The 18,818-nt window shown below is 42.3% G+C and carries 25 protein-coding genes; all 25 read right to left on the reverse strand.

What is annotated here, in order from left to right; translation table 11 throughout:
• Positions 1-5: 5 nt before the first annotated feature.
• Positions 6-275 (reverse strand): flagellar biosynthesis protein FliQ, encoded by a 270-nt coding sequence (fliQ, locus tag J2Z65_RS01420; protein WP_167056199.1) that lies wholly within the window; start codon positions 273-275, stop codon positions 6-8.
• A gap of 26 nt (positions 276-301) precedes the next feature.
• Positions 302-1,075 (reverse strand): flagellar type III secretion system pore protein FliP, encoded by a 774-nt coding sequence (gene fliP, locus J2Z65_RS01425; RefSeq protein ID WP_209855685.1) that lies wholly within the window; start codon positions 1,073-1,075, stop codon positions 302-304.
• Positions 1,072-1,701: a flagellar biosynthetic protein FliO gene (locus J2Z65_RS01430; protein ID WP_167056196.1), complete on the reverse strand. Its 630-nt coding sequence runs from the start codon at positions 1,699-1,701 to the stop codon at positions 1,072-1,074. The genes fliP and J2Z65_RS01430 overlap by 4 nt, the downstream gene beginning before the upstream one ends.
• 47 nt (positions 1,702-1,748) lie before the next feature.
• On the reverse strand, positions 1,749-2,111 hold the full coding sequence (locus tag J2Z65_RS01435; protein ID WP_126144987.1) for a response regulator: 363 nt from the start codon (positions 2,109-2,111) through the stop codon (positions 1,749-1,751).
• 24 nt (positions 2,112-2,135) lie between these two features.
• Positions 2,136-3,422, reverse strand: coding sequence for a flagellar motor switch phosphatase FliY (gene fliY / locus J2Z65_RS01440; protein WP_167056193.1), 1,287 nt, complete (start codon positions 3,420-3,422; stop codon positions 2,136-2,138).
• Positions 3,412-4,410, reverse strand: coding sequence for a flagellar motor switch protein FliM (fliM, locus tag J2Z65_RS01445; protein WP_167056190.1), 999 nt, complete (start codon positions 4,408-4,410; stop codon positions 3,412-3,414). The genes fliY and fliM overlap by 11 nt, the downstream gene beginning before the upstream one ends.
• Positions 4,411-4,446: 36 nt before the next feature.
• Positions 4,447-4,932, reverse strand: coding sequence for a flagellar basal body-associated FliL family protein (locus J2Z65_RS01450; protein ID WP_167056187.1), 486 nt, complete (start codon positions 4,930-4,932; stop codon positions 4,447-4,449).
• Positions 4,933-5,154 (reverse strand): flagellar FlbD family protein, encoded by a 222-nt coding sequence (locus J2Z65_RS01455; RefSeq protein ID WP_167056871.1) that lies wholly within the window; start codon positions 5,152-5,154, stop codon positions 4,933-4,935. It lies immediately after the preceding gene.
• Positions 5,155-5,214: 60 nt separating this feature from the next.
• On the reverse strand, positions 5,215-6,036 hold the full coding sequence (flgG, locus tag J2Z65_RS01460; RefSeq protein WP_209855689.1) for a flagellar basal body rod protein FlgG: 822 nt from the start codon (positions 6,034-6,036) through the stop codon (positions 5,215-5,217).
• A 92-nt stretch (positions 6,037-6,128) separates the two neighbouring features.
• Positions 6,129-6,518, reverse strand: coding sequence for a TIGR02530 family flagellar biosynthesis protein (locus J2Z65_RS01465; RefSeq protein ID WP_167056180.1), 390 nt, complete (start codon positions 6,516-6,518; stop codon positions 6,129-6,131).
• Positions 6,515-6,958 (reverse strand): flagellar hook capping FlgD N-terminal domain-containing protein, encoded by a 444-nt coding sequence (locus tag J2Z65_RS01470; RefSeq protein WP_167056178.1) that lies wholly within the window; start codon positions 6,956-6,958, stop codon positions 6,515-6,517. The genes J2Z65_RS01465 and J2Z65_RS01470 overlap by 4 nt, the downstream gene beginning before the upstream one ends.
• Positions 6,959-6,993: 35 nt before the next feature.
• On the reverse strand, positions 6,994-8,310 hold the full coding sequence (locus tag J2Z65_RS01475) for a flagellar hook-length control protein FliK (protein WP_167056175.1): 1,317 nt from the start codon (positions 8,308-8,310) through the stop codon (positions 6,994-6,996).
• 37 nt (positions 8,311-8,347) lie between these two features.
• Positions 8,348-9,262, reverse strand: a complete 915-nt coding sequence (locus J2Z65_RS01480) for a MotE family protein (RefSeq protein ID WP_167056172.1) — start codon at positions 9,260-9,262, stop codon at positions 8,348-8,350.
• Positions 9,263-9,285: 23 nt separating this feature from the next.
• The gene (fliJ, locus tag J2Z65_RS01485) at positions 9,286-9,729 is read right to left on the reverse strand and encodes a flagellar export protein FliJ (protein ID WP_167056169.1); all 444 of its coding nucleotides are present in this window, start codon (positions 9,727-9,729) and stop codon (positions 9,286-9,288) included.
• 9 nt (positions 9,730-9,738) lie between these two features.
• A complete protein-coding gene (gene fliI / locus J2Z65_RS01490) occupies positions 9,739-11,064 on the reverse strand; it encodes a flagellar protein export ATPase FliI (RefSeq protein ID WP_167056166.1) in 1,326 nt (441 codons plus the stop codon).
• The gene (locus J2Z65_RS01495) at positions 11,061-11,885 is read right to left on the reverse strand and encodes a FliH/SctL family protein (protein ID WP_167056163.1); all 825 of its coding nucleotides are present in this window, start codon (positions 11,883-11,885) and stop codon (positions 11,061-11,063) included. The genes fliI and J2Z65_RS01495 overlap by 4 nt, the downstream gene beginning before the upstream one ends.
• On the reverse strand, positions 11,878-12,894 hold the full coding sequence (fliG, locus tag J2Z65_RS01500) for a flagellar motor switch protein FliG (protein ID WP_167056160.1): 1,017 nt from the start codon (positions 12,892-12,894) through the stop codon (positions 11,878-11,880). The genes J2Z65_RS01495 and fliG overlap by 8 nt, the downstream gene beginning before the upstream one ends.
• A 12-nt stretch (positions 12,895-12,906) precedes the next feature.
• A complete protein-coding gene (locus J2Z65_RS35120; RefSeq protein ID WP_240159618.1) occupies positions 12,907-13,674 on the reverse strand; it encodes a flagellar M-ring protein FliF C-terminal domain-containing protein in 768 nt (255 codons plus the stop codon).
• A gap of 116 nt (positions 13,675-13,790) precedes the next feature.
• Complete coding sequence (fliF, locus tag J2Z65_RS35125) at positions 13,791-14,492, reverse strand: flagellar basal-body MS-ring/collar protein FliF (RefSeq protein ID WP_338111644.1); 702 nt, start codon at positions 14,490-14,492, stop codon at positions 13,791-13,793.
• A 43-nt stretch (positions 14,493-14,535) separates the two neighbouring features.
• Positions 14,536-14,844 carry a flagellar hook-basal body complex protein FliE gene (fliE, locus tag J2Z65_RS01510; protein WP_167056158.1) on the reverse strand — a complete coding sequence of 103 codons (309 nt, stop codon included), beginning with the start codon at positions 14,842-14,844 and terminating at the stop codon, positions 14,536-14,538.
• A gap of 20 nt (positions 14,845-14,864) precedes the next feature.
• Positions 14,865-15,314, reverse strand: coding sequence for a flagellar basal body rod protein FlgC (gene flgC, locus J2Z65_RS01515; protein WP_127451092.1), 450 nt, complete (start codon positions 15,312-15,314; stop codon positions 14,865-14,867).
• A 6-nt stretch (positions 15,315-15,320) separates the two neighbouring features.
• Positions 15,321-15,728: a flagellar basal body rod protein FlgB gene (gene flgB / locus J2Z65_RS01520; protein ID WP_167056155.1), complete on the reverse strand. Its 408-nt coding sequence runs from the start codon at positions 15,726-15,728 to the stop codon at positions 15,321-15,323.
• Between the two features lie 226 nt (positions 15,729-15,954).
• A complete protein-coding gene (gene codY, locus J2Z65_RS01525) occupies positions 15,955-16,740 on the reverse strand; it encodes a GTP-sensing pleiotropic transcriptional regulator CodY (RefSeq protein WP_167056152.1) in 786 nt (261 codons plus the stop codon).
• A gap of 38 nt (positions 16,741-16,778) precedes the next feature.
• Positions 16,779-18,176, reverse strand: coding sequence for an ATP-dependent protease ATPase subunit HslU (gene hslU / locus J2Z65_RS01530; protein ID WP_167056149.1), 1,398 nt, complete (start codon positions 18,174-18,176; stop codon positions 16,779-16,781).
• 39 nt (positions 18,177-18,215) lie between these two features.
• Positions 18,216-18,770 carry an ATP-dependent protease subunit HslV gene (hslV, locus tag J2Z65_RS01535; protein WP_167056147.1) on the reverse strand — a complete coding sequence of 185 codons (555 nt, stop codon included), beginning with the start codon at positions 18,768-18,770 and terminating at the stop codon, positions 18,216-18,218.
• Positions 18,771-18,818 lie beyond the last annotated feature (48 nt).

Below are 18,818 nucleotides of genomic sequence, written 5' to 3' on the forward strand. Positions count from 1 at the left end.
ACAACCTATCCAACGAATTTGTAAAGGTTGTTGAGTAAATTAAACGTAAAATCAACCAGTGTGTTCATGATCCATGGTCCGAAGATGAGGATGGAAAGCAACACAGCCAAGATTTTGGGAACAAAAGCTAATGTTTGTTCTTGAATCTGGGTTGTTGCTTGAAAAATACTTACGATCAAACCCACAACTAGCCCGACAACTAACATAGGGGCACTTGCTTTAAGCACCGTGTAAACAGCTTCACCGGCAATTCGAATGACAAATTCCGAACCCATTTAGGAAACCTCCGATATCTTGATCGTCAACCATAGCTTAGGAGTAATGATCTCACCACAAGATACCAACCATCTACCAAAATAAAAAGTAGAATCTTAAACGGTAATGAAATCATAACAGGCGGTAACATCATCATCCCCATCGCCATCAAGGTACTGGATACTACCATGTCGATGACTAAGAACGGAATGAATATCATAAATCCCATTTGGAAAGCAGATTTTAACTCACTTATCGCATAAGCTGGAACTAATGAAGTAATCGGAATATCTTCTACGCCTGTTGGTGCCTTTGCTTTGGTGTAATCTAAAAATAACTTTAAATCCTTCTGACGCGTATGTTTGAACATAAACTTCTTCATGGGCAGAGATGCCTTATCAAAAGCCTGGGTCTGACTAATTTCACCCTTTAAATATGGCTGAAGTGCCGTCTGATTAACCTCCCCTAGAGTTGGAGACATGATAAAGAAGGTTAAAAACAGAGCGAGTCCGATTAGAACCTGATTAGGTGGCATCTGCTGAGTTCCAAGTGAAGTACGAACGAAACCTAACACAATGACAATACGTGTAAAACTTGTCATAAGGATAAGAAAAGATGGCGCAAGGCTTAGAACAGTTAATAACAATAAAAGTGTTACTGTATTGGAAGACCCTCCGGTAGTACTACCGGTTCCAATATTTACATTCAATCCTGGAATCGGATTATTAGGGTCGGTCTCGGCTGCTGATGCTGACAAAGATAGAAGGAAAACAGAAATCAGCACAATCAAAATGGTAAGAACTAATTTATTTCGTTTCATTCATCATTCAACCGATCTTTTTGTTTTTGATCAGAAAGCCACTCTTCTACATTTCGGTTACGGTTTGTCACCTTTTGCAGCTTATCATGAAATACTTGCTGAAACGTGGACGTAATTTCTACTTCTTCTTCGATGTCTTTCTTTTTCATCGGCAGCTTACTAATCCACTTGCTAACAGTTCCGAACCCCATTCGATCATCCTGAGAAGCTAGCAGCAACTCAGTGATGTAGGCTACTTCATCGGCGTCATTGATTTTATCCAGCAGTTGAATGTTGTCTCCGACGCCAACCACGAAGAGCGAATGGCCAATTTCAACGATTTGGATCGATTTATTTTGGCCTAAGGGAACTCCACCTAAAGAACGAATCGAGTTCCCGAACATTGTTCCCTTATTTTTCTTAGCCACATACCTAATAAGTACGTAGAAAAGAAGAATAATTAAAATCAAGAAAAATATGACCTTAAAAATCATACCAAACGTACCCGTTGGATCGGTAGCCGGGTAATCCGATGTTGGAAGACCTTGTCCGGGTTCTGTTTCGGCATAGCTTACGGACTTTGTGTACAACAAAACCGATAAACTAAGTAAACCTGCTAGCAATCGTTTCGAGTGGAGTCTTCTCATAGACACATCCCTTTCGGCTTATGTAAGACTCGACCGAATAAGACGGCTTAACCCAGAGTCTTTTTAATGGCTTCGATAACACGGTCTGCCTGAAATGGCTTCACGATGAAGTCTTTTGCACCAGCTTGAATGGCATCGATAACCATAGCTTGCTGTCCCATCGCCGAACACATAATCACTTTCGCGTTTGGTTCGATTTTTTTAATTTCTTTTAATGCTTGAATTCCGTCCATCTCAGGCATTGTAATATCCATCGTGATCAGATCCGGTTTCAACTCTTTGTATTTTTCGATAGCTTGTGCACCATCATTCGCTTCTCCGCAAACCTCGTAACCATTTTTAGTTAAAATATCACGAATCATCATTCTCATAAATGCAGCATCATCAACAATCAGAATACGGTTAGCCATGAATAAAGTCCCCCTAAAATTAAATTATTGTAACTTCTGAATCCGTTCCCATTGGTTCACAATGTCCGTTACACGAACTCCAAAGTTTTCATCGATGACAACGACTTCGCCCTTGGCAATCAGCTTATTATTCACTAAGATGTCTACCGGCTCACCTGCAAGCTTATCCAATTCGATAATCGATCCTTGGGACAATTCCAAGATGTCTTTAATCACCTTGTGCGTTCTACCTAATTCTACAGTTACCTTAAGAGGTATATCCAACAGTAAATTTAGGTTCGTATCATCCGCATGACCTAATGCACCCGTCTGTAAATTTCCAAACTGAACAGGTTGTACATTCACATTGCGATTAGGCATCCCACCGTACGCAGCTGGTGGCTGCTGATACATTGGCTGTTGCGGCGGGTACATTGGCTGCCCCATCGGCGGTTGCATAGGTGGTTGCATAGGCTGTTGATACATCGGCTGTTCATACACAGGCTGCTGTTGTTGTTGTTGATACATAGGTTGCTCATACATAGGTTGAGCAGCAGCAGGGGGCGGTGTATGTACTTCTTGCATAGGCACAGGTGAAGGAGCCGGTGCTTGAGCAGCAGGAGCAACTTCCATCGAAGAATCAGAGTCACCGCCCATAAGGATCGATACCATTTCTTTGGCGAAAGGAACAGGTAATAATTGCATGATATTAGAATCAATAAGGTCGCCAATGATTAGTCGGAACGATATCTTTATAAATACGTCCTCGTCGGGTAGTTTTCCTTCTCCTTTCGACAAATTTAATATGTCGATTCCCGGGGGAGAAATGTTGACAAATCGATTAAATATGGTAGACATCGACGTTGCCGAAGACCCCATCATTTGATTCATCGCTTCTTGCACGGCGCTAATGTGAATTTCGCTAAGATTTTCATCTCCGCCAGTTCCGTCACCACCCATCATTAAATCAGCAATGACTTGGGCATCGCGCGTTTTGATAACTAGCAAGTTAATGCCATCGAAGCCATCCACGTAGTTGACATGCACTGCAACATGCGGTCTTGGAAACTGCTCTTGCAATTGATCTTTACTGATAATTGATACCTTAGGCGTCGTGATATCTACTTTTTTACCTAGCAAGGTAGAAAGTGCAGTAGCTGCGCTTCCGAATGTGATGTTACCAATTTCACCAAGTGCATCTTGTTCTAATGAAGATAAAAAATCTTCAACTTGAGGAGGCCCTTGAAAAGAAGAGGCTGAACTATCGTCCGAAGACTGTCTCAGCAAAGCATCAATCTCTTCCTGGGACAAATAATCTCTGTTATTCGTCATAATCTTCTTCTCCTTCATTTACGATATCTGTAATTTGTACAGCCATCTTTCCTTTTAAGGTACCAGGGCTTCCGAGATATTTCAGCTTCTCGCCCACTTTGACTTGAAGCGAATCTTCGACGGATTTTTGCAGAGGGATAACATCGCCGACTGTTAAGCCAAGGAAATCTCGAATGGAAATTTCCGACGAACCCAATTCTGCAATGAGAGGAAGCTTGGTTTTTTCCAAGCGGGATTGAAGTGCTTCCACTTCTTCAGGAGCTCTCGTCTTTTTCTGTGAAACAAACCAATGATGCACAGAAAGTCGAGGCATAATCGGTTCGATGACTACGTGTGGAATACATAGATTAATCATCCCTGTCGTATCACCAATTTTGGTACTTAATGAGATTAGTGCGATCGTTTCATTAGGAGAAACAATCTGCATAAACTGTGGATTCGTTTCAAGTGCCTCTAATCTAGGCTGAATATCGATAACTGTTTTCCAAGCCTCTTGCAGGCTGTCGAATGCACGACTAAAAATCCGTTCCATCACAATGGTTTCAATCTCAGTTAAAGCATTAATCTTCGTAGGCGTTGTCCCAGCCCCGCCTAACAAACGGTCTAACATCGCAAATGCAACATTGGGATGAACCTCAAGCACCATTCGACCCTCTAAAGGCTCCGCTTCAAAGATGTTCAAAATGGTCATTTTCGGGATCGAACGAATAAATTCATCGTAAGGCAGTTGTTCAACCTGAACTACACTAATCTGTACGAACGTACGAAGCTGAGCCGAGAAATAAGTGGTTAAAAATCGTGCAAAGTTCTCGTGAATCCTAGTTAAACTACGAATATGGTCCTTAGAGAAGCGAACTGCTCTCTTAAAATCATAAGCCCTTACTTTCTTCTGTGTCTCTTCTTTTTTAAGTTCATCCGCATCCATTTCGCCAGAGGACAATGCCGCTAACAAAGCATCGATCTCATTTTGCGACAAAACATCAACCATTAGAGTCACCTCCTTTTAGCAAAATCAATAGCGAGTTTATTGAAGCACTTTATCAGTTATCCAAATTTGTTTAATTTTACCCGCGTGAAGCAGTGGGTTTAGCTTGTTCATTAGCGTAGAAGTCAAATTGTCGGACCCCTTACTTCCTTCAATTTGTTCCTTTGTGAGATCTCCCAGTGTTTGTACGATTGTGCCTTTCACTGCAGAGTCCAATAAGCTGTCGAATTCCGTCTTACCCTTAGAGTTCTCTAATTCAAAAGCGAAACTAATTTTAATGAAGTTTTGACTGCCTGATAAATTTGTCAAAATATCTTTGATGATAGCCGTGTTTGCTTTCACCGCTTCGGCGGAAGGTGCTTTCGTCGGCTTTACACTTGCAGCAGCATCCTGAGCTTGTACCGAGGGATCCTTGGATTCATTGTTCTTCTCCATAAAATTCCACAAAACAAAAGCTGCTGTCAAAATCAACGTGATTGCAATTAAAATAGAAACAATGAGTATGAAAATTTTGTTCTTAAACAATTACGAACCCTCCGCATCCCTTGACATAATTGTCGATCGCACCGAGCCAATTTCCTGCATGTAGGTCCGCACTAAACTTACCACAACCTCTGCCTTTTCAAGAACCGTGATTTTCTTGCCCGTGGTCAACGTAATCATGGTGTCTGGCGTTTCTTCAATCAATTCAATCAAAATAGCATTAAGGATTATGGCTTTACCATTTAAACGAGTGAGAGAAATCATCATTCTCCTCCTGCATCAGGATAAGGGGAGACTAGCCCCCCTCTGTCTTTTTAACCAAAATTATCGTTTAAGATTTACAACTTCTTGAAGCACTTCATCTGAAGTTGTGATGATGCGAGAGTTAGCTTGGAAGCCACGCTGCGCAATAATCATCTCAGTGAATTCACCTGTTAAATCTACATTGGACATTTCCAGTTGACCAGAAATCAATGTTCCTGTTCCCGTTTCTGTATTGCCTGGAGCTCCAACTTCAAGCGCACCCTCAGGATTAGCATTCGCCGTCATACGATACAAATTGCCGCCAATTTTCTCAAGGCCCGAAGGGTTAACGACTTTGACTACACCGACTTTTTGACCTGTCGTAACCGTTGCACCCGTAGAATCAATCCCGATAATGTCACCGTTTTGTGCGATTGAGAATGAGACGATATCATCCGGGATAACGATCGGCCCTGCGCCATCCGCACCCATGACATGAAGTCCGTCAGCATTAACAAGGTTTCTAGAAGCATCTAAGGTGAAGTTTCCTGATCTAGTCAAGTAAGGCGCATCTGTTTGCTCGGTAGTTCCAACTGCGAAAAACCCATCACCGTTAATACGTAAATCCGTAACAACGTTCGTAGTCATCGCACTTCCTGCTGTATGTACGGTGTCGATTGAAGCCAAACTCACGCCTAAACCAACTTGTTGAGCATTCACACCACCACGGTTCTCATCAGCTGCACTTACGCCAGATACCGTTTGGCTAAGAACGTCTTTAAACATAACGCGGCTGCCTTTAAATCCGATAGTGTTTACATTTGCGATATTATTACCGATAACATCTAATTTAGTTTGGAAACCACGCATACCTGAAACACCAGAGTATAAAGATCTTAACATCTTACTAGCCTCCTAATCGGATTAAAATACTTACTTCATGAGCTGCTTCCATCGTTCCACAGCTCCAGGCTTCCGAAAGCGGTCGAGCCTGATTAAGAAGAAATAATCATTGCACTGTCGATCTGTGTGAAAACATGATCACTCATGGCATTTCCGTCAAGTGCCGTCACAACGGTTCGGTTTGGAACATTGACGATTAATGCATTTCCGCCAATAACCATTAGGGCATCTTTAGCTCCCTTAGCTGCAACCTTATCGATTGCTTTGCTAAGCTTATCTAATTGATCGGGCTTTAACTGAATGCCTCTCTCCTTCAGCCGAACTTCCGCATGGTGACTGAAACGAACAAATTGCTCCTGAAGAAGTTTTTGAAACATAGGATTACCGGATGTGGTTGCCGGCTGCTGTACAGGTGTTCGTCTCGTAGACGCAGGAGAAACCGCATTAGGATAAAGCTGCCCTATGGATATTCTCTCTGTCATTGGCTTTCTCCGACATCCTCAATTTTCTTGAGCTTGTCCAAAGAAATTTCCACTCCCTTCACATTGGCAAATTGATTGCCGTCTTTGAACGAGATGGAATCTACAACGCCTGACTTTTCAACGCTAGCTCCGGAAGAATCCGTTTCATCCCAAGTGATCGATTTACCGATCAATCCTGAAACAAATCCAAGTGATTGACGCATCAGCTTCATTTCTCCAGCCATATTCGTCAACTGCTCTACGGAAGTAAATTGCGCCATCTGGGCAATAAACTCTTTGTCTTGTAAAGGCTGTGTTGGATCCTGATTTTGCAATTGTGTGATCAAGATCTTAAGGAAATCATCTTTCCCCAATGTATTGTTGTCTTTTTCTTTTGTCTTGGCATTTTTCCCAGTATTGATTATATCCGAAACATTACCTACGATCGGACTAGTAGCCATACTTTCACCTCCAACTGCATCACATGGGCTAGTTATTAGGCAGTTACGTCAAAGGAATTTCCATGAATCGCCGGTCTGGCTTGTACCGAAGTATCCATTTCTTGATCAAAATCTACTGATTCAACGTCATAGCTGTTGCCGGAAGAACTATTCTTATTTTGGCGTTGGGATTGACCAAAAGCTTGCTGTTGGCGTTGTTCCTGGAACAAACTGGATTGCATATTTTGATTTTGAGTTACTTCAAGCTTTTCAACTTGCAAACCTTGTAATTGAAGCGCTTGTCTCAGCTGTGGCAGCTGATTTTCTAACATTTGTTTAGCGGCTAAAGAATCGGCAGCGAACTGGGCAATTAATTGGCCATCATGCATCGAAATTCTCACATCAACGTGCCCTAAATTCTTAGGGAACAAGGAAAGCTTAGCTTCAGAAAAACCGTCAGCCAAAGTAATTTTCATGTTCTTCAGCACATGCGTAGTCATTTCTTCAGCAAAATTAGATGCATTAACTGTCGAAATTGTTGTTTTATCAACAACAGTCGGAGCTTGCTGCGCTCTCTGCATATCCGCAATCGTGACTACTGTGTTAGGAGCCGCTTCAGCTTCAGTCGGCAAATCGACTAAATTTAGCAATGAATCCCCAGAAGGAGAAATTGGATCAACATTAGGCGCGAGGTGAACATTCTTCATAGCAAGAAGCTCGAGCTTTGACTTTGTAGGTTGTACCATTGTCGCCGCGTTCATGCTTTCAAAATTCTGTTGAGTTGCTTTTCGGCTTCCCACCATCAACTCTGGCAGCAATGGTTGGGTGACATTCTGTAAACCTTGATTCAAAAACTTCATAATTGGATTGTCTGGTTGCTGCTTGGACAGAGATACTAGTGAAAGCAGCGTATTCTGCGCTTGTAAACTAGAAACCTCAGTTGATTGAAGCTTTAATGAACTTGAAAAGGCAGCAGCAGGAATTGATTGAGCTCCACCAAGTGTTTGTAGTAGCTGCTGTGCTTCTTCAAACCACTTCTGGACTTTAGGATCCTGCAATAACTGCTCAGCTAGTCCTGGATTGCTGTTCATTGCCTCCAGAACTACTTCAGGAAGAGTCTGCTCCTCCGGCTTTGCATCTTGAACCGTTGCTCCTTGCACAGGCGCTACTAAACTCTGAAGCATTTGGAGCAGCATGCTTAAGGAAAGTGCCGGGTCAGATGCATTCGTACTTTCGTCTGAAGAAGTATCTTGCGACTTCTGGCTCAATACGTCAGTAAAACCGTCCTTTGAAGTTGTTCCTGAGGCAACCGCCTTATTGTTTGAAGATGAAACTGGATTTGCAGTAGGCACTGTCTGGATTTGTATATCCATTATTTATTTCACCTCCTTCCATGACATCCGTCAAACGTTACTGAACAAGTTTAGCTGAAATCGATGCAGCAATTTCCTTATTCGCATCCGATAATGCCGACATCACTTTGGATCGGGAAGCGTTATCCATGCCACTGAGGATAGATAACACTTTCTCAGGATTAGATTTGTTCATCTCGATTAGCACGTTCGAAGCACTTTTGGGAGTCATATTAGCAAAAGTTTGACCTAAATCGGATTTACTGACCGAGGTCGTTGCTTTCGCCGTATTAGCTCCGTTCGTAGCTAATCTTTCTTGCAATGCGGCAATTTCTTTATCCCGAACAGGAACAATGTCTTTAAGCCCCATGGAAGCTTCCGCCGCTTTAGCAGCGCTCATTTTTTCAAGAATAGCTCCTCGGCTATCCGCCTTCATCATTGAGAATATAAGCACCATTTCTTTCGGTGTTAATGCCTCCATGATAGGAGCAGCTTTGCTTGGTGTCATTTTTGCATACATATTGGCAAGCTGCGTTATCTGATTCGCATACTCTTCTTCTGTTTGCATCTTGTCTTTCAGTTTTTCTTCAAGCTCTGTGATTTTCGCTTCTGAATCTTTGAGAGATTGGTCCTTTTGCTCTGTTGTTGATTCTGCTTTCTGCAAAGCGGATTGAAGTTCTGCCAATTTAGCATTCAACTTCGTTATCTCTTCGTCTTTGGTTTTGATGCTTTGTTCAGGAGTTGCCTCTTTACCTGAGCCGCTTACAACACTTTTTTCCTTGGGTGCAGGCACGATTGCTCCGATTACCGGTGTGTTATGTAATGCTTTCTGAATACTGCTCTTGATATCATAATCAAAGATTGACAGCAACACGAAGAGCAGGACAGCCGTAAACACAAAGGGGATGACAAACCATATCAGAAACCGCTCCAGCGCACTATAAGATACACCTTCCATGCTTGTATCGGCCATCTCCTTGTACCTCCTTTACCTTCTCAATACGAGAGTCGTTTGAACCGGTTTGTTGCCATCTCATCCAGAGCATCTTGCTCCTTTTTTGCAACAAAGGATTGAAATTGGCTGAATGCCTTCTCTCTAGCCTTCGTCCAAACCTTTTCATCAATCATTCTTTCCGACAGATGCTCCTGTTTTTTGAGCACGACATGTTTCGCTTGCTGCACATCCTGATGCTTACGTGCAATTTGTTGATCTACATGATTCATATAGGTCTGCAGCATCAACATCTTTGCAATGGAAACCGAATCGCCAGATACAGTCACCATTTCCTCGTGTAGCTTCTCTTTTTGCTCAAACAATCCATGCAAACTCGTTTCTTCATTCCTGAGTTGACCCATTGCCTCAGATAAAACCCACTCTGCCTGAGTTCGTTCATTATTTTTCAAATTGACAATTTGCTGAAACGAATACCGAAAATGCATTCAGGACCCTCATCCCATATAAAATTCTTGAATCAAACGTTCTTGGGCTTCTTCATAGGTTAGCTTTTCGCTTGTTTTTTGCTTCGTGAAGTCCCAAATAGCTTCAATATGATCCATGGCAACATCAATATTTGGATTAGAACCTTTTTGGTACGCCCCGATATTAATAAGGTCTTCCGAATCTTTATATATAGAGAGAAGTCGCTTTAAGTAATCAGCAGCTTCCATATGTTCAGTAGGAACAATTTCCTTCATCACACGACTTACACTGGACAATACATCGATGGCCGGGTAATGACCTTTGTTTGCAATGTTGCGGTTCAGGACAATGTGTCCATCCAAAATCCCCCGCACCGCATCAGCGATCGGCTCATTCATGTCGTCACCATCTACTAACACCGTGTAAAAGGCAGTTATGGATCCTTTTGGCCCTGTACCAGAACGCTCCAACAATCGCGGAAGCAAGGCAAAAACCGAAGGCGTATAACCGCGCGTTGCTGGCGGCTCCCCAACGGCAAGGCCAACTTCACGCTGCGCCATCGCGAACCGGGTAACGGAATCCATCATCATCATCACATTTAGACCGCGATCTCGAAAGTACTCGGCAATGCTTGTTGCAATCATGGCGCCTTTAATACGAATGAGTGCAGGCTGATCTGACGTAGCCACGATGACTACAGATCTTGCAAGTCCTTCTGGACCTAAATCTCTTTCGATGAAGTCTAAGACTTCTCTGCCCCGCTCACCAATGAGAGCAATCACGTTTACATCTGCAGATGTATTACGAGCAATCATTCCCATCAGCGTACTCTTTCCGACACCAGATCCGGCAAAAATACCGACGCGCTGGCCTTTACCGATCGTCAACAAACCATCGATACAGCGGACACCTACGGAGATTGGATTCAACACGCGCGGGCGGGAAAGCGGGTTACCCGGCGCATTATTCGTTGAATATTGAGCCATTCTGGAAGGCAGGAAAGAACCATCCAACGGTTGACCTAATCCATCTAACACTTTACCAAGCAGTTCATGTCCTACTTGTACAGTTAGTGGTTTTCCGGTTCCAACGACATCACATCCAGGTCCAATGGAATCCAAATCGCCAAGCGGCATCAAGACCACTTTATTGCTGCGAAATCCAACAACCTCAGCTTTCAAAGGCTTGTTCGATTTGTGCGGGTATATATAACATAGATCGCCAATACTCACATCTGGACCTTCTGATTCAACGGTCAAGCCGATTACTTGCGTTACTTTTCCGTTAACACGAATCGGGTCAATGGTATTCAGATGCTCTTTGTACTTATCAGCTTTAGGCAGCGCGTTGTTCATCTTCTCAGTCCCTCACTTTGAGTGGCCAACTGCTGTAGTGCAGATTTAATCTCTTTCAACTGCGTATCAATTCTGGCATCAATGCTCCCAAAAGAAGAACGTATCACACATCCGCGATCTTGCACTGTGGAATCCGGAATAATTTGCAGCTCAGCCTGTGAATCTATGGAGGTTAGCAGTTCTTCTCGTGCATCTTGTATGTAAGCGAATTGTGAAGGTGCAACACATAATGCAATGATTCCTTTTTCTCGTCTCCGCGATAGTACAGTTTGAATTAATTCGATAACCCATTCTGGATTCAAAGTTAATTGTCGACCAATCACTTTCTCAGCGATGGATGTACTTAGCTCAATCAAAAATGGCTCGGATTCTTGGATGATCTGCTGCTTAAGTTGATAAGCTTGATCAAGAACATCTTGAGCTTCCGTAAGCATTTCACTGTACTCCTGTCTAAGCACTTCTTCAGCATGAACAATTCCTTGTTGGTAACCTTCATCAAAGCCAGACTGTCTCGATAAGGCGACATGCTCCTCATCCTCGGCACGGCGAGTTTGCCACCAGGCATTGATTTCTTCTTGCGTCTGATCGCGAAGTGCCGTGCATTCCTGCATAGCTTGTTGAATCTGCTCATTTGCAAAAGATTCAGCGTCTTGAAGAATTTGATCCTTCAAATTCGTTGCTTCTGTTAGTTCCTGCTGTTGTTCAGGAGTAAGCTGTTGGCTAGCATCATGATCATTAAGAAATTGAAACTGCGTACTCGTTTCAACTAATTTCTTATCATCCAAGGCGTAATAAGCGAATGATTTAATGACATTAGACAATGATATCGTCTCCCCCACCACGTGCAATGATGATTTCACCTGATTCCTCTAAGCGGCGGATTGTAGCAACAATTCTGGTTTGGGCTTCTTCAACGTCACGCAAACGAACTGGACCCATGAATTCCATTTCTTCCTTGAACGTTTCAGCCATACGTTTAGACATGTTTTTAAATAAAACATCACGAACTTCTTCACTCGCAACTTTAAGTGCAAGCTGCAAATCGGCATTTTCAATATCACGAATAATTCGCTGGATGGAACGATTGTCAATATTGACAATGTCTTCGAATACAAACATCCGTTTCTTAATTTCTTCAGCAAGTTCAGGATCTTGAATTTCGAGAGAATCGAGAATGGTACGCTCCGTCCCTCTATCAACACCGTTCAAAATTTGAACGATAGAAGCAATGCCTCCAGCATTTGTATAGTCCTGAGTAACCGTAGAGGAAAGCTTTTGTTCAAGAACACGTTCAACTTGACTAATCACTTCTGGTGAAGTGCTATCCATCAGCGCGATACGTTTCGCAACGTCCGCTTGCTTCTCTTGAGGCAATGAAGACAAAATGATTGAAGCTTGATCGGCTTGTAAATAAGATAAGACTAGAGCGATGGTTTGCGAATTCTCATTTTGAATAAAGTTAAGAATTTGAGCAGGATCTGCTTTTCGTGCAAAGTCGAACGGTCTTACTTGCAGTGTGGCTGTCAAGCGATTAATAATATCGAGCGCTTTCTGTGATCCAAGAGCCTTCTCCAAAATATCTTTGGCGTAGGCAATACCGCCTTGAGAAATGAATTCTTGTGCAAGGCAGATTTGATGGAATTCAGACAGGATAGATTCTTTTTCGTATGAATCTACTTTTCGAACATTCGCAATTTCTAGTGTTAACTGCTCAATTTCTTCTTCTCGCAAGTGTTTGAATATTTGAGCAGATACCTCAGGGCCTAAACTGATCAAAAGAATGGCTGCCTTTTGTCGTCCGGTTAACCCGTTTAGAGCAGCTTTGGCCATACAAGCGCACCTCTATTCGTCTACTAACCAAGTACGAAGCAGATTGACAAAGTCTTCTGGTCGCTTTTTCGCAAGAGTTTCTAACTGCTTACGTACTTGATTGTCATTAGTTACATTTTCAATATCAATCGTTGGAAGTTCCGCTTTGCTAGCAGCAATGTTCAGATCTTGCTCCATCAATTTTTGCTGTGCCGCTTTTTTGCGTCTTCTAATTGCAAATCCTGCAATCGCCCCAATAGCTAGTGCCGCTAATGCCAATCCAGCATAAGTCATGTACGTTGTAGTCTTGGAAGCAAATGTATCCGCAGGTCTTGCAAAAGAATGTGCTAGAACCGTAACTTTTTTCTGCAGCTCATCGTCCGTATATGTAACCTTATTATCTGCAAGTGCTGTTCTTACGATATTAACTAATGCGTTTTGCACCGCAGTTTTAGTTTCAGCTGTCAATGAAGTTGGATCATCTTTGACCGGCGGTTCAATTCCTACATTAATACTTAAATCTTTCACAACATAGGGCGTAGAAACGATGTCGTTCGTAATTCGATTTACTTCGTAATTTACGGTCTTACTGTTCTTCTCGGTGTTTGACTTGCCGGAATTGGATGAACCTGGATATCCTGGGACGTCTGTCGTACCAGTACCGGGAACACCGCCCGTATCCGTTCCGTTATTTTGATAAGATTCGCTGGCTTCTTGTAAAGAAATTTCCAGACCTTTTTGGTCCACTTGATTTGGCGCAGAGACAAGCTGTTCTTTGCTCTTCTTTTGATCAAAGTTCATGGTAGAGAATACACTTACATTTACTTTGTCACGGCCAAACATTGTACCCAGCATATTCGTAATATTTTTCTGCAGATCCTTTTGAAACTTATCGTTAATATCGGACTGACTTGTTACTAAGCTTGAGGATGATTGCCCCCAGCCTTGGAAGAAACTAAGCTTTGCCCGTACTGGTCTGAGATGGTGATGTTTTCAACGGGAAGATTTTTAATGCTGTGTGAAACCAAGTTATAGATCGTATCAATTTTCCCTTGATCAAGGTTGTACCCTTGTTTCATTTGAAGAACAACAGAAGCCGTTGCTTTCTCTTCCTGCTGTTGTAAGAATGGACCTTCTTCCGGCAGGGAGATCAGAACCTTTGAACCCGCAATTGCCTGGTTTGAATTAATCAACTGCTGTAGTTCACCCTGAATCGCGTTCAAATATTTCACTTTAAATTCGTTATCTGTAATACCAAATGAACTACTGTTGCTAAAAGCACCGAAACCTAGCGAACCATTTTTATTTAATCCTTGTGATTCCACGCCCAGTTTCACGTTTGCAACTTCACTTGTCGGTACTTCGATGCTTTTACCATCAGCACTAAGCTTGTACGGAATCTTAGCTGTATCCAGATAACCTTTGATTGCAGCCGCATCGCTTGGCTGTAGTTCAGTAAACGCTAAGGAATACTCCGTTTTAGATAAATTAACACTGATAATTGCAGCAGTAAGAACTAAAAGGACTACTGTTGCAATAAAAGTGATTTTTGTTGTTCTACTATATCGATTCCAATACTGTTTAACTTTTTCCCAGTACTGGAGGAGATTCTCGTTCACTCTGTCACCCCATCGAACCAAAGTTTTAGCAGCACCTCATTATTTACAGCTGCATTCTCATCATTTCTTGGTAAGCTTCAAGGACTTTATTTCTAACTTGTACCGTAAGCTCCAGTCCTAACGACGCTTTCTCAGAGGCAATTGTCAGTTGATGAACGTCGGAAAGTTCTCCTTTTATGAAACTTTGATTCAATTGATCAACTTGTTGTTGTTGGGCATTTAAATTCGTCATTGCGTCATTCAGAAAAGATCCGAATCGTTTTCCTAGGTCTGCAGCCCCTTCGCCAGAGTTGTCTTTGGGCTGGACCGAACTCATGATATTTAAGGGACTATAGTTAATTTTGTCAATCATGCTGCAACCTCCTGTTAGGATTATCTACCGATCTCTAATGCTTTCGTAATCATTGATTTACTTGCATTTAACGCGGTAACGTTCGCTTCATAAGATCTTGTGGCAGAGATCATATCAACCATCTCTTTGAGCACATCAACATTGGGCATATAAACAAATCCATTAGCATCTGCATCAGGATGTGTCGGGTTGTACACTTGTTTAAGCGGTGACTGATCCTCGAAGATTTTGTTGACGCGCACTCCCTCTCCAGTACCGTCTGCCATAGCTGATTGCAAGGACTGTGCAAAACTCGGTTGTGACTTCGTCTCAAAAGCAACTAACTTTCTTGTATAAGGAACCCACTTGCCATCTACAAATTTAGCACGTGTTGTATCTGCGTTAGCTATGTTAGAAGAGACGACATCCATTCTTAAGCGTTGTGCAGTGAGTGCAGATGAACTGATGTCAAATCCGTTTGTAAGCCTCATTAGTTATTACTTCCCTCCTAATACTGTCCGCATTTTTTTGAATTCACTGTTCATCTGTTGAATCATCGTATTGTATTTCAATTGATTTTTAGCCATTAATGACATTTCGTAATCCATATCGACATTGTTCATATTATTGTTAATCGCTGTCGATTCATCGGTTTTTATTTCTGAATTCGGTAAAGTTGTCGATTTGCCTATAAAGAAATGCTTAGGGTTTGTCCGATAACCTTCTATAGAGGGCGTTGATGAATTCATCTCTCCTTGCAAAAGATCTTCAAACAATACATCTGAACGCTTGAAGTAAGGTGTATCCACATTGGCGACGTTGTTTGCTACCACTTTTTGTCTAAGTGTCGAGGCATCGAGCGATCGCTCCATCAAGTTCCAACTTGGTTTATCTAACAAAGACATACACGTTACCCCCTTTCAATAAAGTATTCGACAGTATACTTCCACAAAGTAAATAAGTATTCCTTCTTAATTCGACATTATTTTCATAAAAGGATTTGATATAATTCCTTATTGTAGAATTATGTAAATCCTTAATCACTTTCTAATCATCTAGGATATTAGCTTAAGTTACAATAAGAAAAAAGCCCTATCTTTTTTACAAGATAGGACTTTTCCATATGTGCAACTATAGTTTTGTCTTTAGTTGTTCGATGCTTTGTATTAATTGTTCATTTAAAATTCGGATATAAGTGCCTTTCATACCAAGTGATCGCGTTTCAATAACTCCGGCACTTTCCAGTTTGCGAAGGGCATTCACAATAACTGAACGGGTGATTCCTACTCTGTCAGCAATTTTGCTCGCGACTAAAAGACCTTCTTTACCGTCCAATTCCTCGAAAATATGTTCCACAGCTTCCATCTCACTAAATGATAAAGAACCAATGGCCACTTGAACGACTGCTTTGCTTCTTGCCTCTTCTTCAATTTCTTCAGCGCGTTCTCTTAATATTTCCATGGCGATTACGGTCGAACCATATTCAGCCAAAATGAGATCATCATCAATGAAGATGCCTTCATTACGGCTTAAAATTAGAGTCCCTAAGCGATCGCCTCCACCGATAATTGGAACCAACGTTGTATGGGTATACGGAAACATATCTTTCATTTGCTCCGTGTAGTAAAAATATGGACTATTTGGCTCCGAGGCCGATGTCGTTTCCTCTATTTTTAGTAGAAGATTGTTGGACTCCGATGGAAATCTGCGTTCAAGTAAGATCGCCTGATTCATTTCGGGCGAAATGGGATCATTCGTTGTAGCATAGCCTAGAATCTTCCCTTTTCGGCTTACAACATAAATATTCGCAATAACGATATCACGAAGCACTTCTGCCATATCCATAAAGCTAACAGCATTCCCTGCTTCCTTCTGCAGTAACCGATTTAGCCTTCTCGTTTTGTTTAGTAAACTCATCTAACTGCCTCCTACTTACGTTACCCTGCAATCATTCATTATAAAATGTATTGACTTAAATCTCTATTTTGAACAATACCGCTTAACTTTTCGCGCACATACTCCGGATTAATAATGAAGGATTCCAATGTAATTTCAGGTGCTTCAAAGGAAAGATCCTCAAGTAATTTCTCCAAAATGGTATGCAAGCGACGAGCTCCGATATTTTCCGTATTCTGATTAACTTCAACCGCGATTCGCGCTATTTCATGAATAGCTTCCTCAGCGAACTCGACTGTTATACCTTCGGTTTGCAACAAAGCCGTATATTGCTTCGTCAGAGCATTCTTGGGTTCCTGCAAGATAGAAACAAAGTCTTCCAACGTTAAATCACTCAGCTCAACACGAATCGGAAAACGTCCCTGAAGCTCTGGGATTAAATCTGAAGGCTTTGCGATATGGAAAGCTCCGGCACCAATGAATAACACATAGTCCGTCTTCACAGGTCCATATTTCGTTACAACGGTTGAGCCTTCAACGATCGGCAGGATATCCCGTTGTACACCCTCTCTAGAAACATCTGGTCCTCCACCGCCGCGGGAACTGCTTGCAACTTTGTCGATTTCATCTATAAAAATAATACCGGATTGTTCGGCGCGATTTATGGACTCTTGGATAACATCATCCATATCAATCAATTTTTGTGCTTCTTCTTGTGTCAGTACTTTTCTTGCTTCCTTCACGGGCAGCTTGCGTTTTTTCATTTTTTTGGGCATCAAATTCCCGAACATTTCTTGCATATTCATGCCTGCTTGCTCGTTGCCTTGCCCAGCCAGCATATCCAACATAGAAGGCGATGAATCTTCTACTTCGATTTCAACAATTTCGCCCTCTAATTTACCACTAGTCAATTGTTCGGCGATTTGAGTCCTTTTCGTCGCGAGATTGGGATCAGGCGCAGTTTCTTCTTGTTCGGTCTGATTCTGACCTCCAAACAACATCTCAAACGGATTACGCTGCGTTTTGGACCGCGAAGGACTCGGAGCAATCAAAGAAACAATTCGCTCATTCGCCAACTTCTCAGCGCGATCTTTTACGGCTTCCATCCGCTCTGACTTAACCATACGTATAGAGGTTTCAATCAAATCTCTGACCATCGACTCAACGTCGCGGCCAACGTAACCTACTTCAGTAAATTTGGTTGCTTCCACTTTGATAAACGGTGCTCCGACCAGCTTAGCCAGTCTGCGTGCAATTTCCGTTTTCCCTACGCCTGTAGGCCCTATCATCAAAATATTTTTGGGAACAATCTCATCCCTCATGGCTTCATCCACTAAATTTCTACGATAGCGATTCCGCAAAGCAATAGCGACTGATTTCTTTGCTTTCTTCTGACCTACAATGTATCGATCCAGTTCCTGGACAATTTGTTTAGGTGTTAGGGAGCTGTTTGCCATTCGGGTACCCTCCTAAAAAAGTGCGAAATAGTATACCGTTTATTCGATCTCTTCGACAATAATGTTATGATTCGTGAAAACGCAGATTTCAGCAGCCGTCGTTAGTGCAGCATGAGCAATCTCTTTAGCGCTTAGTGATGGAGCATGGCGATGCAATGCTCTTCCAGCCGCCAACGCAAAACTGCCGCCAGAACCAATAGCCAAGATGCCGTCGTCCGGCTCAATCACTTCCCCATTACCCGAAAGCAGCAATAACCCAGTAGTATCCATAACGATCATCATAGCTTCCAAACGTCGCAATACACGATCTTGACGCCAATCCTTCGTAAGCTCTACGGCAGCACGCTGCAAGTTTCCGTGGTGTTCTTCCAGCTTACCTTCAAATTTCTCAAAAAGGGTAATCGCGTCGGCTACAGAACCTGCGAAACCTGCGATGACTTTCCCTCTATGTAAACGCCTAACTTTTTTGGCACTGTTTTTCATAATCATGCTGTTGCCAAAGGTTACTTGCCCATCTCCAGCAATTGCGCCTTTACCTTCATGACGTATGGCAAAAATAGTTGTCGCATGAAACTGCGCTTGACTAGCATCCATCTCTTCTCACTCCTCCAATGGAATCATACACCGTATGAACATCTCTTT

Origin of the sequence: Paenibacillus aceris (assembly GCF_017874035.1) — a bacterium.
In the GTDB taxonomy this organism is placed as follows: domain Bacteria; phylum Bacillota; class Bacilli; order Paenibacillales; family NBRC-103111; genus Paenibacillus_E; species Paenibacillus_E aceris.